Origin of the sequence: Psychrobacillus sp. (genome assembly GCF_032154225.1) — a bacterium.
Lineage (GTDB): Bacteria > Bacillota > Bacilli > Bacillales_A > Planococcaceae > Psychrobacillus.
Genome location: NZ_JALDYF010000002.1, coordinates 268985 through 281820 on the forward strand (window position 1 = coordinate 268985; position 12836 = coordinate 281820).

General features: G+C 36.0%; 17 protein-coding genes. 15 read left to right on the forward strand and 2 right to left on the reverse strand.

All coding sequences use genetic code 11. The annotated features are described in order from the left end of the window. Positions 1-41 precede the first annotated feature (41 nt). The 12 genes from RUH95_RS05140 (at position 42) to RUH95_RS05195 (ending at position 8944) form a co-directional block, all read left to right on the forward strand. The gene (locus RUH95_RS05140; protein WP_313891762.1) at positions 42-308 is read left to right on the forward strand and encodes an IreB family regulatory phosphoprotein; all 267 of its coding nucleotides are present in this window, start codon (positions 42-44) and stop codon (positions 306-308) included. A 2-nt stretch (positions 309-310) separates the two neighbouring features. After that, positions 311-730, forward strand: coding sequence for a Holliday junction resolvase RuvX (ruvX, locus tag RUH95_RS05145; protein ID WP_313891763.1), 420 nt, complete (start codon positions 311-313; stop codon positions 728-730). Between the two features lie 12 nt (positions 731-742). Continuing rightward, a complete protein-coding gene (locus tag RUH95_RS05150; RefSeq protein WP_313891764.1) occupies positions 743-1039 on the forward strand; it encodes a DUF1292 domain-containing protein in 297 nt (98 codons plus the stop codon). Positions 1040-1137: 98 nt separating this feature from the next. Then, entirely contained in the window at positions 1138-2256 is a 1119-nt protein-coding gene (mltG, locus tag RUH95_RS05155; protein WP_313891765.1) for an endolytic transglycosylase MltG, read from the forward strand. Positions 2257-2365: 109 nt separating this feature from the next. Continuing rightward, a complete protein-coding gene (locus tag RUH95_RS05160) occupies positions 2366-3001 on the forward strand; it encodes an O-methyltransferase (protein ID WP_313891766.1) in 636 nt (211 codons plus the stop codon). 5 nt (positions 3002-3006) lie between these two features. Beyond that, a complete protein-coding gene (locus RUH95_RS05165) occupies positions 3007-3936 on the forward strand; it encodes a peptidase U32 family protein (protein ID WP_313891767.1) in 930 nt (309 codons plus the stop codon). A gap of 85 nt (positions 3937-4021) precedes the next feature. Further along, positions 4022-5281, forward strand: coding sequence for a peptidase U32 family protein (locus RUH95_RS05170; protein WP_313891864.1), 1260 nt, complete (start codon positions 4022-4024; stop codon positions 5279-5281). Continuing rightward, positions 5281-5919: a uridine kinase gene (udk, locus tag RUH95_RS05175; RefSeq protein ID WP_313891768.1), complete on the forward strand. Its 639-nt coding sequence runs from the start codon at positions 5281-5283 to the stop codon at positions 5917-5919. Before RUH95_RS05170 ends, udk begins: the two co-directional genes overlap by 1 nt. A gap of 112 nt (positions 5920-6031) precedes the next feature. Continuing rightward, positions 6032-6505, forward strand: a complete 474-nt coding sequence (gene greA / locus RUH95_RS05180) for a transcription elongation factor GreA (protein WP_313891769.1) — start codon at positions 6032-6034, stop codon at positions 6503-6505. A 773-nt stretch (positions 6506-7278) separates the two neighbouring features. Then, a complete protein-coding gene (locus RUH95_RS05185) occupies positions 7279-7983 on the forward strand; it encodes a YrrS family protein (RefSeq protein WP_313891770.1) in 705 nt (234 codons plus the stop codon). Positions 7984-8043: 60 nt separating this feature from the next. After that, positions 8044-8736 (forward strand): 5'-methylthioadenosine/S-adenosylhomocysteine nucleosidase, encoded by a 693-nt coding sequence (gene mtnN / locus RUH95_RS05190; RefSeq protein ID WP_313891771.1) that lies wholly within the window; start codon positions 8044-8046, stop codon positions 8734-8736. 79 nt (positions 8737-8815) lie between these two features. After that, positions 8816-8944: a hypothetical protein gene (locus RUH95_RS05195; RefSeq protein ID WP_313891772.1), complete on the forward strand. Its 129-nt coding sequence runs from the start codon at positions 8816-8818 to the stop codon at positions 8942-8944. Between the two features lie 6 nt (positions 8945-8950). On the opposite strand, the gene sigK is transcribed toward RUH95_RS05195, so the two are convergent. Further along, entirely contained in the window at positions 8951-9679 is a 729-nt protein-coding gene (sigK, locus tag RUH95_RS05200) for an RNA polymerase sporulation sigma factor SigK (RefSeq protein ID WP_313891865.1), read from the reverse strand. A gap of 83 nt (positions 9680-9762) precedes the next feature. After that, on the reverse strand, positions 9763-10302 hold the full coding sequence (gene pssA, locus RUH95_RS05205) for a CDP-diacylglycerol--serine O-phosphatidyltransferase (RefSeq protein WP_313891773.1): 540 nt from the start codon (positions 10300-10302) through the stop codon (positions 9763-9765). Between the two features lie 86 nt (positions 10303-10388). On the opposite strand from pssA, the gene RUH95_RS05210 reads away from it, so the two are divergent. The 3 genes from RUH95_RS05210 to yqeH are packed head-to-tail and all read left to right on the forward strand — an operon-like array spanning position 10389 to position 12830. Next, on the forward strand, positions 10389-11171 hold the full coding sequence (locus RUH95_RS05210; protein ID WP_313891774.1) for a phosphatidylserine decarboxylase: 783 nt from the start codon (positions 10389-10391) through the stop codon (positions 11169-11171). Positions 11172-11208: 37 nt separating this feature from the next. Further along, a complete protein-coding gene (locus RUH95_RS05215) occupies positions 11209-11730 on the forward strand; it encodes a YqeG family HAD IIIA-type phosphatase (RefSeq protein ID WP_313891775.1) in 522 nt (173 codons plus the stop codon). Continuing rightward, entirely contained in the window at positions 11727-12830 is a 1104-nt protein-coding gene (yqeH, locus tag RUH95_RS05220) for a ribosome biogenesis GTPase YqeH (protein ID WP_313891776.1), read from the forward strand. Before RUH95_RS05215 ends, yqeH begins: the two co-directional genes overlap by 4 nt. Positions 12831-12836: the final 6 nt, after the last annotated feature.

Here is a 12836-nt window from a genome sequence, read left to right on the forward strand (position 1 = left end):
ATGTTAGATTACCTATTAAAATTGAAAGCGAGGTGCTGATCATGAGTTCATTTGATAAAACGATGAAATTTAATTTCCCTGAAGAATCAATGGAGCAAGAAGTAAAACATGTGATGCTACAAGTGCACTCAGCACTAGAAGAAAAAGGATATAATTCAATCAATCAAATTGTGGGCTATTTACTATCGGGTGATCCAGCTTATATTCCTCGCCATCAAGATGCACGAAATATGATTCGAAAATTAGAGCGAGACGAAATTCTAGAAGAATTAGTGAAGTTCTATATTAAAAAGAATAATGAGGTTTAAGCATGCGAATAATGGGTTTAGACGTCGGTTCTAGAACAGTAGGAGTAGCAATTAGCGATGCTCTAGGCTGGACAGCACAAGGGATAGAAACGATTAAAATTAACGAAGAAAATTTGGAGTTTGGCTTAGAGCGTATTGAAGAGCTGGTCAAACAACATGTCGTATCAGAATTTGTCGTTGGCTTACCTAAAAACATGAACAATACAATCGGTCCACGTGCAGAAGCTTCTGAGCAATATGCAAAATTATTAACGGAGAAATTTAATTTTCCGGTAGCAATGTGGGATGAAAGATTGACAACAATGGCTGCAGAACGTATGTTAATAGATGCGGATGTTAGTCGTAAAAAACGGAAACAAGTGATAGACAAGATGGCTGCTGTGATGATTTTACAGGGCTTTCTTGATAGAAAAAATAGATGAGGTGAACTGCAAATGGACCACGGTCAAGAAAATATTACAGTTGTAGACGAAAATGGAACGGAGCAACTTTGTAACGTACTATTTACATTTGAATCAGATGAATTCGGAAAGTCATATGTACTTTATTATCCAATAGGCGCAGACGAAGATGAAAATGAAGAGATAGAAATTCACGCATCATCTTTTAGTCCTAATGCAGACGGGGTAGACGGGGAATTACTTCCAATCGAATCCGATGAAGAATGGGAAATGATTGAGGAAATGTTAAACACATTCCTTGATGAGGAAGACGAAGAAGACGAAGATTAATTCTTCTAGAAAAAGGATGGAAAGAGGTTCCCTCATTCCTCCTTTTTCTTTTTGGATAAAATCTTGTATAATAAAATGGAATTAAAGGGGGCGAACCCGTGGGAAATGAGTCGAAAAAAGAGATCATGTTCAATCGTATGAAAAATAAGAAAAAAGAAGTGAAAATTGTTAGAAGAATTGTGTTAGCCATTTTTCTAATTATATTAATTGTTGGTGGAATAGCTGGTTATACTGGTTACAAATATGTGAAAAGTGCACTGGAACCGCTTGATGTTGCATCAGAAGATATTATTGTCGTAGAAATTCCGATAGGATCAGGCTTAGATACGATTTCTAGTACACTTGAAAAAAACGGTGTTATTAAAAATGCAAAAATATTTAAGTATTATGCAAAGTTTAATAATGAATCGAATTTTCAAGCGGGAGAATACAGCTTAACAAAAGCAATGACAATTGATGAAGTGATTGAAAGCTTAAAAACAGGAAAAGTATACCGAGATCCTGTTTTCTCCATGACTGTTCCAGAAGGGCTAACATTAGAGCAAATTGGGGCAGTAGTAGAAAAGAAAACAAACCACTCTGCGGATGACTTTTTTAAGCTTGTGACAGATGAAACATTTGTCGATAAAATGATTGTTAAGTATCCGAATTTGCTAACAGAAGAGATAAAAGGAGAAAATGTGCGATATGCTTTAGAAGGTTATTTATATCCTGCGACATATCCATTTTTCACTGAAAATCCGTCGTTAGAGGAAATTGTTACTACGATGTTAACTGCAACGGAAAATATCGTATCCAACTATTATGAAATTCTTCAATCGGAAGAAAAGTCAGTTCATTGGCTTTTAACATATGCTTCTCTTTTAGAGGAAGAAGCAACAGCTCAAACAGATCGATCGATCATTGCGAGTATATTTAATAATCGTTTAAATGCTGATATGATGCTACAAACGGATCCAACGGTATTGTACGCACTTGGTAGTCATAAAGACCGAGTGTTATTTGAAGACTTAGAAGTGGACAATCCATATAATACGTATCAAAATAAAGGTTTGCCACCAGGACCGATTGCTAATGCAGGGAAATCATCTTTGGATGCGGTAGTAGATCCATCGCAAACAGATTATTTTTATTTCTTAGCAGATAAAACTGGGCAAAATCATTTTTCCAAAACGTATGAAGAACATCTTCAAAAAATCGACCAATATTTAAAATAAAAAAGGCAGAAGAAGGAATGATATCGCTTTCCTTCTTCTGCTATGTTATTATTAGGTTTGTTTTTTAAAGAGAAAAAAGCTTATTTATTGAAAAAGGGGTTAACGTTTGATGGACGTAAGTGAAGAATTTTTAAAAGACCTGATAAAACCTCGATCAGCCATTTTTTTAGAGATGGAACAATATGCAAAAGAAAACCATGTACCAATCATGCAATTGATGGGAATGGATTCTTTGCTGCATTTACTATCCTTACAAAAACCAAAATCGATATTAGAACTAGGCACAGCAATAGGTTACTCATCCATGCGAATGGCTTCCAAATTGGAATCTGCAAGCATTGTGACAATTGAAAGAGATGTAGACAAAGCTACTCTTGCAAAGCAATATATCGAACGAGCAAATCTTCAAAATCGAATCGAAGTTATTATCGGAGATGCGCTTGAAGTAGAAGCCGATCAATTCGGTCAGAAGAAATTTGATGCAATCTTTATTGATGCTGCAAAAGGGCAATATAAAAAGTTTTTCGAAAAGTACGCACCATTTTTACATGATGGAGGCGTTATTTACTGTGATAATTTATTGTTAAATGGCTTGTCTGAACTACCGATGAATGAAGTACCAAGAAGAAAAAGAACAATGGTAAGAAATCAACATCAATTCACGGAATGGTTAATGAGCCATGAAGACTATGATACAGCATTTCTTCCAGTTGGCGATGGAATGTTAGTAAGTATTAAGAGGTGAATCACATGAAGAAAACAGAACTTTTAGTAACTCCAGCAAGTATCGATCATATGGAAGATTTAATCGAAGCAGGGGCAGATGCATTTTTAGTTGGTGAGCAATTTTATGGACTTCGTTTAGCTGGAGAATTTACAGTGGAGGACATCGAAGTTGCAACAGGCCTAGCAAAAGAACATAATAAAAAAATATATGTTGCGATGAACGGACTTTACCATAACGATAAGGTAGATTTTCTTGCTCCTTATATGGAAAAACTGCAACAAATCGGGGTAGATGGTATCGTATTTGGTGATCCTTCTGTCATTATTGCAAGACGTGAAGCAAATGTGACGATTCCACTCCACTGGAATACAGAACAAACTGCAACAAACTATTTTACAGCAAACTACTGGGGTAAAAGAGGGGCAACGCGTGCTGTTCTTGCAAGAGAGCTTAGCTTAGATGAAATCGTCGAGATTAAAGAAAATGCAGAAGTTCAAGTAGAAGTGCAAGTACATGGGATGACATGTATGTTCCAATCAAAACGATCTTTACTTGGAAATTATTTTTTGTTTAACGACAAAGTAATGGAAGTAGAAAATCGTGCGAAAAATAAAAATATGTTTTTGCATGACAATGAACGTTCTAACAAGTATCCAATCTTTGAAGATACGAATGGTACGCATATTTTTAGTCCAAATGATATGTGCATGATTGATGAACTAGATGAGTTTTTAGATGCTGAAATTGATAGCTTAAAAATAGATGGAATTTTACACGATCCTGCCTATGTAACGAAAGTAACAAGCTACTATCGTCAAGCAATTGATACATATGGTGAATCTAGAGCTGCATATAAAGCGATCAAAAAAGAACTATTGCAACAAATAGAACAAATTCAACCTTCTTTAAGACCGTTAGATACTGGGTTTTTCTTTAAAGAAACAGTTTACTAAGAAGCATGCACAAACAATAACTGAATAGAAAAGCATGGCGTTCTGATCAGTTAAGAAAGGAAGGTTTCGTGTGACAACACCAACAATGAATAAAATAAGTGAAATAATAGATGGCAAACGTGTTATTACGAAAAAACCCGAATTATTAGCACCTGCAGGAAGTCTTGAAAAACTAAAAATTGCCGTTCACTATGGTGCTGACGCTGTTTTTATTGGAGGGCAAGAATTTGGGTTACGTTCAAATGCTGGCAACTTCTCGATAGAGGAAATGCGTGAAGGCGTTGAGTTTGCTAATCGTTACGGGGCAAAAATTTACGTAACGACGAATATTTTTGCACATAACGAAAATATGGATGGCTTAGAGGAATATTTGCAAGGGGTTGAATCTGCGGGTGTAACAGGTATTATTGTAGCAGATCCATTAATTATTGAAACATGCCGCTTAGCAGCACCAAAATTGGAGCTTCATCTAAGTACACAGCAATCATTATCGAACTGGAAAGCTGTTCAGTATTGGAAAGAAGAAGGACTGCACCGTGTCGTTCTTGCTCGTGAGACAAGCGGTGACGAAATTCAACTGATGAAAGAAAAAGTGGATATTGAAATCGAAACATTTATCCACGGGGCAATGTGTATTGCATATAGCGGCAGATGTACACTTTCCAACCATATGACTGCGCGTGATTCAAACCGCGGTGGTTGCTGTCAATCTTGTCGTTGGGATTATGACCTATACGTGCAAGAAGATGGCCAAGAACAGGCTTTATTTGAAGAAGAAGAAGTGCCATTTGCAATGAGTCCAAAAGATTTGAAGTTAGTGGAATCCATTCCGAGGATGATTGAGCTTGGTATTGATTCTTTGAAAATTGAAGGACGTATGAAGTCGATTCACTATGTCGCAACGGTTGTAAGCGTCTACCGCAAAGTAATCGATGCGTATTGTGCAGATCCAGAAAACTTCCAAATGAAACAAGAATGGCTGGATGAGCTAGAGAAATGTGCAAATCGTGAAGCAGATACTGCGTTTTTTGAAGGAGAACCAAACTTTGAACAGCAAATGTATGGTGTGCATGATAAAAAATTAGGCTTTGACTTTGTTGGGCTAGTGTTAGATTATAATGATGAAACAGAAATTGTTACATTACAGCAGCGAAATTACTTTAAGCCTGGTGAAGAAGTAGAATTTTTTGGTCCAGAAATAGAAAATATACGTTTAGTAATTGAGGAAATTACGGATGAAAAAGGACAAGTTTTGGACGCAGCAAGACATCCGCTGCAAATTGTTCGATTTAAATGTCCTGTAAAATTATATCCAAACAATATGATGAGGAAAGGGTTGAAATAATGTCAAATAGAACTCCTCTTATTATTGGAATTACTGGCGGTTCAGGATCTGGTAAAACAAGCGTTACAAATGCGATTAGTGACGTATTTAAAGATCATTCAGTAGTCGTTATTGAACAAGATTATTATTACAAAGACCAAAGCCATTTGCAGTTCAAAGAAAGATTAAATACGAATTATGATCACCCGTTTGCTTTCGATAATGATTTATTAATTGAACATCTTCAGGATCTATTAAATAAAAAATCAGTTCAAAAACCAGTATATGATTATGCTGAGCATACACGGGCAAAAGAAACGGTTACAATTGAGCCTAAAGATGTCATTATTCTAGAAGGTATTTTAGTTTTAGAAGATAAACGCCTTCGAGATTTAATGGATATAAAGTTATTTGTCGATACAGATGGAGATATACGTATTATTCGACGAATTTTGCGCGATATTCAGCAAAGAGGCCGCACGATAGATTCTGTTGTGGAACAATATTTAAGTGTCGTTCGACCAATGCACAATCAATTTATCGAGCCGACGAAAAAATATGCTGATATTATTATCCCTGAAGGTGGACAAAATGAAGTTGCAATTGATTTAATGGTTACGAAAATAAAAACTATTCTTGAAACAGATGCTATAGTGTAATATGATAATTGTGGATTGACAATTATTTCATGAAATTCATATCATTTTAAATTCGAGCATATGAATGGTACATGAGTATGTTTTAAGTGTGTATTTAAAGGAGTGTATGGGAGTGTCAACAGAGAAAAAATATCCAATGACCGTTGCTGGTAAACAAAAGATACAAGACGAATTAACACAATTAATCACGGTAAAGCGTAAAGAAGTGGTAGAGCGTATTAAAATTGCAAGAAGTTTCGGCGATTTATCAGAGAACTCTGAGTATGATTCTGCTAAAGAAGATCAAGCGTTTGTAGAAGGTAGAATTTCAACTTTAGAGTCAATGATTAGAAATGCTGTAATTATTGAAGAAGAGGAAAATAACGATGTAGTTTCATTAGGAAAAACAGTTACTTTTGTTGAAGTTCCTGGTGGAGACGAAGAAACTTATACAATTGTAGGTTCAGCAGAAGCAGATCCAATTGAAGGTCTAATTTCAAATGATTCTCCAATTGCAAAAGGTTTACTTGGTAAAACAACTGGGGATAAAGTGAAAATTACTACTCCAGGTGGAGAAATGGATGTAAAAATCGTAAAAATTTCTTAATAATGAAAGCGTTTTTCAACAAAGGGGTAAACATTTAATTGTTTATCCCTTTTTTGGAAGGCAAAATGTGTCATGAATACTGAGCTTAAGTTACGTAAAGAAGGGAAGGGAGTAGGAATCGATGGAGTGGATTTCGTTACAAGAGGACGCTTTCGGTGGGGTGGTCGGTGGGCCTCCTCGTTTCACTGCGGAGTCTCACTTGTCCGCTAATCCCACTCGAGTTGCCTCTTTTCACTACATCCTTCCTGCTTATGGGAGTACATTCATGTTCTTTCTACTTAACTTCTTTCACGTAAGGGGAAGAGAAAAAGTCCATGGACACTTCTAGTTAGAAATAGACCGACAATTTTCGTGTGAAGTAAATTTGTTATCTATTTCTCTTCTTTATGTTCAAATGAAGAAGTGTCTCTTTCTAAAAACCTACAAAGTGCCGCCAAAATTGTATCTTTGGCGGCCTGCAAAGTAAATAGAATCGACTTGCTTCTCCTATTACCAAAAATATTTAACCACTTGGCACGGGAGTTTCTGGTGAGTGGAAGGCGAACATTTGCCATACGAAGACCGACTAAAAAACTTGTTGTAAGTGGCGTAACCAATTATAACAAGTTAAACTTTTCCGTTCATCGTATAGCCTAATGTGAAGCCTGAAGCGAGCCTGAAACTGTAGTGGTAAATAGGTTTTTTTGACGAAATGAGAAACAAAATGATCTGCTTATTCGTCTATACATGATAGACCGATTTATTTTCATTCGGATATATAAAGGAGGAATATGATGCCTAATAACGATAATAGAAGAATAAATTCAAGATTAAACCATCCAAAAAGAAAGAAAAAAAAGAACATGATTTTAAATGCATTAATCGCAGTTGTGTTGCTTTTAATCATTATAGTAGTTGTCAATATTGTAGTAGATAAAGAGCCCGAGACGTCACAAGTTGATGATAGTACATCTGCAAGTGAAGAAGCCGATGCAGATACTTCAACAAATGACGACGAAGAAGATGAAGTAGAAGAAGATAGTACAGAAACTGAGAATGATACGAGTGAAGAAAATACAGATTCGACGATTCAAACTCCTTCACAAGAAGAAAACAATGAATCGGAATCTTCAGAAACTGGAGAAAAAGAGGTTGTAGTGTCTGAGCCTTCAGAAGACCCAGTAGTAGAGGATGTCGTTGTGGACCCATCCTGGGCTCCTATAGGGACGTCTCAGTCAGGAGAGCATGTTTCTAGCTATGATGCTAAATCTGTGGACTACAAAGAGAAGGTACAAGCATTATCCTATGGTTCTGGTTTAGACTCATCTAATATGTTTGTGAAACGTTTAGGCAATGGCGGAAGCCCTCAAAAGTCAATTGGTACAGTCACTTCTAAAGATGGTAAAGAAATTTATCGCATCTATTTAGAGTGGGTAGACGGTGAAGGTTGGAAGCCAACGAAAAAAGAGAAATTAACAACAATAGAAGACGCCCCTTGACTTTAAGGGCGTCTTTGTCTTATTTTTAAAGTAGTGTTTTAAAGAGAGGCGGAATAAATAATGAAAATTGCAGTAATTGGTGCGATGGAGCAAGAAGTAGAATTATTAAGAAATGAAATAGAGAATGCACAAACGAACATAATAGCAAATAGTGAATACACAGCGGGTACATATAAAAATCATGAAGTGATTTTATTGAAAAGTGGGATTGGGAAAGTAAATGCGGCTATGTCTACTACTATTTTACTAAATGAATATAAGCCGGATTACGTGATTAACACTGGTTCAGCTGGTGGATATGATCCTTCATTAGAAGTTGGGGCAATCGTTATTTCGGATGAAGTAAGATACCATGACGTGGATGTAACAGCTTTTGGTTATGAAATCGGACAAGTTCCACAGTTACCAGCTGCTTTTAAATCGGATGCACATTTGATGAAGATTGCAGAAGAAGCGGTAAATGAAATTGGAGAGCATCAAGCGGCAACTGGCCTAATCGCTACGGGAGATATTTTCATGAACAATCCTGAAAAAGTGGAAGAGGTGCGTAATCATTTCCCACAAATGAAGGCTTGTGAAATGGAAGCGGCAGCAGTAGCGCAAGTTTGTCACCAATTTGAAGTACCTTTTGTAGTCATTCGTGCGCTATCGGATATTGCTGGCAAAGAATCATCTATTAGCTTTGATGAGTTTTTACCGACTGCAGCAAAACATTCGACAGAAATAGTGCTACGTGTAATCGAAAAGCTATAACTTAATCTAGTGAATATTTTGTCATCAATTTGACAAACATCACATTATTATTTTCACTAGTTTGTTTGTATCATATGCTATGATAAAGGTATCAATAAGCTTTCATTCTGTTACAGGAGGAGATAGTATGGTTTTTATCATGGCGATGACTATTTTAATTACTGCGACATTAGCACTTATTATTACAGCAGAGACAAGTGAAGATTAATATCCTCTAAGCTCTTTTGGTGTTTGAGACATCAAAAGAGTTTTTTTCATGAATATACGATTGATACAGCTTTACTAGCGCGCGCTTTTCAATTCTAGACACATAGCTTCTAGAAATTTTTAACTGCTTCGATATTTCTTTTTGTGTCATTGGTAAATGTCCAAGTAAGCCATATCGACGAATGACTATTTCGAGTTCTCGTGTTTCTAAGTTAGATAAATGTTTGTATAGTCTATTCATATCTTCTTGATCGACAAGCTTGTCATCCGTACTTTTATCGAATGCTTGAAGTAAATCAGTTATTTCGAGCGAATGACCATCTTTGTCCATGCCAATTGGTTCATGTAGCGAAACGTCTTTTTGCACTTTCTTTAAAGATCGTAAATACATAAGTATTTCGTTTTCAATACATCTTGCTGCGTACGTTGCAAGCTTCGTTTTTTTCGTCGGTGTATAACTATTTACAGCTTTCATGAGACCGATTGTACCTATGGAAATATAATCGTCTAAAAGCTCGTGCTTTGGATGGAATTTTTTTACGACATGTGCAACTAACCTCATATTCCGTTCAATGAGTTCATCCCTTGCTTGCAAATCACCTTCGAGAAATCGATCAATCATTACTTTTTCTTCCTCAGGCGTAAAAGGTTGATGGAATGCCTGACCTTTTAAGTAACCAAGAACAAGAGGAACATCCATAACGAAGCTTATAAAGGCGGTTAGTAGACCAGAGATTATAGTCACCTCCATCTAGTTATAAACTTAGTGTATGTCGAAATATGGGGATGTATGAAAAAAACGACTGCAATTAGCAGTCGTTAAACTTTTCTTAATGTGAATGTACTGATCATGAGTATTGCGAGTATGATTGTTAAAAACATGTACGATACAGAGGGGATAAAGTCTACTGCAAAGTAAGATAGCGTTAAAATGACGCCTGCACCAGTAATCGGAAGTCCTGTAAAAAATCCATCGGGTTCAGATATATTAAACCTTGCTAATCGGAATGCTCCACATGCAATATAGATAACTGTAATAATCATACCTGCTACACTAAATTCTTGTAAAACCATTGCATAAATTAATAGTGCAGGTGCGACTCCGAAAGACACTACATCGCTCATTGAATCGAGCTGCTTACCTAATTCTGATTCTTGGTTATACTTTCTAGCAACCATTCCATCAAAACGATCGAGTAACCCAGCTATAAATATAAATAACACAGAGTATGTGTAATTATCGTTCATTGTTGCCATTATCGCTGCACCACCAAAAGCAAGATTTGCAATCGTAATCATATTAGCAACATGTGATTTCAATTTTTTTACGGTGTTGTACATTATGGTTTGTAAATACATTGTAATCACTCCTTTACAATTAATATATTTGTTCATTATACTTCGAGTAAGCTAAAAATGTAAGAGATTTTTAAAAGGAGCAAAATATGAGAGAGAAATTATATCAATCTTTAATCGAATTAACGAACGGAAAATGGAGTTCAACTGCTATTAAAGGATTTGCTCAATCGAAGGTTAGTAAAAAAATTATTCCGCGTTATATTAAGTATTTTAATATAACAACTGAGGATATACCAAAGGAAGTAGAAGACTTCTCCACATTGCATGAATTTTTTGTTCGTCATGTGAATGAACATACTAGACCAGTAGATTGTGCGGAAAAAGGAATTATTAGTCCAGTTGATGCGACGGTAGAAACATTTGGTCAAATAACAGATGACGGGGTATTTTTCGTGAAAGGGAAGCCTTATACGTTACAAAATATGCTTGGATCTGATCAATTGGCTAAACAATATGTAAATGGCAACTATATTATTCTATACTTAAGCCCGGCAGAATATCACCGAATTCATGCTCCAGTAGATGGAAAAGTTGTGAAGCAGTATGCTTTAGGGAAGAAATCGTATCCTGTGAACAAATTAGGACTTCAATACGGGAAAAATACGATTAGTGGAAATTACCGACTGCTTACTGAATTGCAAATGCCAAATGGGAAAAATTGCTTTCATGTAAAAGTAGGAGCGATGTTTGTTAATTCAATTGAGTTAACAAACACATCTACAGATTGGAAAAAAGGCGAAGAAGTAGGCTATTTTTCTTTTGGATCGACTGTAGTGATGTTATTTACAGAAGATAGTATGGAATTTACGCCGACAATCCAAGAAGGCAATTTTCTGCGAATGGGTGAGTTAGTAGCAAATATGCTATAATCGTAAAAGAAAAAGCATTGAATTGGAGTGTTAGTCGTTGTATTCATATTTCATACCAAGTGAATTTGTAAGAAGTGTTTTTCATATAACTCCTGAAACGCTAAAGAACAAAGGAGTAAAAGGCATCATTACAGATTTAGATAACACATTAGTGGAATGGGATCGCCCAGAAGCGACACCAAAACTAATCGAATGGTTTGCAGCAATGAAAGAAGCAGGCATTCAAATAACAATCGTTTCAAATAACAATGAAATGCGTGTACAAGCATTTGCAGAACCACTAGGCATTCCCTTTATTTCTAGGGCAAAAAAACCACTCGGAAAAGCTTTCAGTCAGGCAAGGAAAGAAATGTCTTTCCGAAAAGAGGAAGTAGTAGTTATTGGCGATCAGCTTTTAACAGATGTACTTGGTGGAAATATACAAAAGCTCCATACAATATTAGTTATTCCTGTAGCTAAATCAGATGGATTTGTAACAAAGTTTAATCGGATGGTAGAGCGAAGAATATTCCGCTATTTAGATAAAAAAGGTCAAGTGACATGGGAGGAAGAAGATTGATAGAAGCACCTAAATGTATTGGTTGTGGTACAACGATACAAACTGAAAATGTAGGTGATCCAGGGTACGCTCCTGTTTCATCATTAGAAAAAGAAGATATTATTTGCCAACGTTGTTTTCGTCTAAAAAATTATAATGAATTACAACCTGTTTCTTTAACAGACGACGATTTCTTACGTATATTAAATGGTTTAGGAACACAAAAAGGGTTAATCGTTAAAGTTGTTGATATATTCGACTTCAACGGAAGCTGGTTACCAGGACTACACCGTTTTGTCGGGAACAATCCTATTCTTTTAATCGCAAATAAAGCAGATTTATTGCCAAAGTCAGTTAAGAAAAATAAAGTAATTAACTGGATGAAGCAAGAAGCGAAAAAATTAGGCTTATCACCGATAGATGTTCTTTTTGTTAGTGCACATAAAGGAACAGGTATGGCAGAAGCAATTGATGCGATTGAACATTACCGAAAAGGTGAAAATGTATACGTAGTAGGCTGTACAAATGTTGGGAAATCGACATTTATAAACCGCATTATTAAACATGCTACTGGGGAGGATGCTGTTATTACAACTTCTCATTTCCCGGGTACTACATTAGATATGATTGAGATACCTTTAGACGATAAAAAAGCTCTATATGATACGCCAGGAATTATTAATCATCATCAAATGGCGCATTATTTAGATCCAACAGAACTTAAATTTATTATGCCTAAAAAAGAGATCAAACCAAAAGTATTCCAATTAAATAGTGAGCAAACATTGTTCATGGGTGGATTATCTCGATTTGATTTCATTAAAGGAAAACGTTCTGCATTTACATTGCATATTGCGAATGATATTCCAATCCACCGCACGAAGCTAGAAAATGCCGATAATTTGTACAAAGAACATAAAGGTAAGTTATTATCGCCACCAACAGAACAGTTTGCAGATTTGTTACCAGCTTTAGTGCGCCATGAATTTAAAATTAACGACCCTAAAACAGATGTTGTCTTTTCGGGATTAGGCTGGATTACTGTGCAACATGGTGACGTAGTTATTGCTGCCTATGCACCTGCTGGAGTAGAAATTTCAATCCGTCCATCTCTTATTTAGGAGGAG

Coding starts and splice junctions, on each gene's coding strand:
- mtnN (WP_313891771.1), top strand. CDS start 8,044: ATGAAAATTGCAGTAATTGGTGCGATGGAGCAAGAAGTAGAATTATTA.
- RUH95_RS05165 (WP_313891767.1), top strand. CDS start 3,007: ATGAAGAAAACAGAACTTTTAGTAACTCCAGCAAGTATCGATCATATG.
- RUH95_RS05160 (WP_313891766.1), top strand. CDS start 2,366: ATGGACGTAAGTGAAGAATTTTTAAAAGACCTGATAAAACCTCGATCA.
- pssA (WP_313891773.1), bottom strand. CDS start 10,302: ATGTATTTACAAACCATAATGTACAACACCGTAAAAAAATTGAAATCA.
- RUH95_RS05170 (WP_313891864.1), top strand. CDS start 4,022: ATGAATAAAATAAGTGAAATAATAGATGGCAAACGTGTTATTACGAAA.
- RUH95_RS05150 (WP_313891764.1), top strand. CDS start 743: ATGGACCACGGTCAAGAAAATATTACAGTTGTAGACGAAAATGGAACG.
- ruvX (WP_313891763.1), top strand. CDS start 311: ATGCGAATAATGGGTTTAGACGTCGGTTCTAGAACAGTAGGAGTAGCA.
- udk (WP_313891768.1), top strand. CDS start 5,281: ATGTCAAATAGAACTCCTCTTATTATTGGAATTACTGGCGGTTCAGGA.
- RUH95_RS05140 (WP_313891762.1), top strand. CDS start 42: ATGAGTTCATTTGATAAAACGATGAAATTTAATTTCCCTGAAGAATCA.
- RUH95_RS05185 (WP_313891770.1), top strand. CDS start 7,279: ATGCCTAATAACGATAATAGAAGAATAAATTCAAGATTAAACCATCCA.
- RUH95_RS05195 (WP_313891772.1), top strand. CDS start 8,816: ATGATAAAGGTATCAATAAGCTTTCATTCTGTTACAGGAGGAGATAGT.
- RUH95_RS05210 (WP_313891774.1), top strand. CDS start 10,389: ATGAGAGAGAAATTATATCAATCTTTAATCGAATTAACGAACGGAAAA.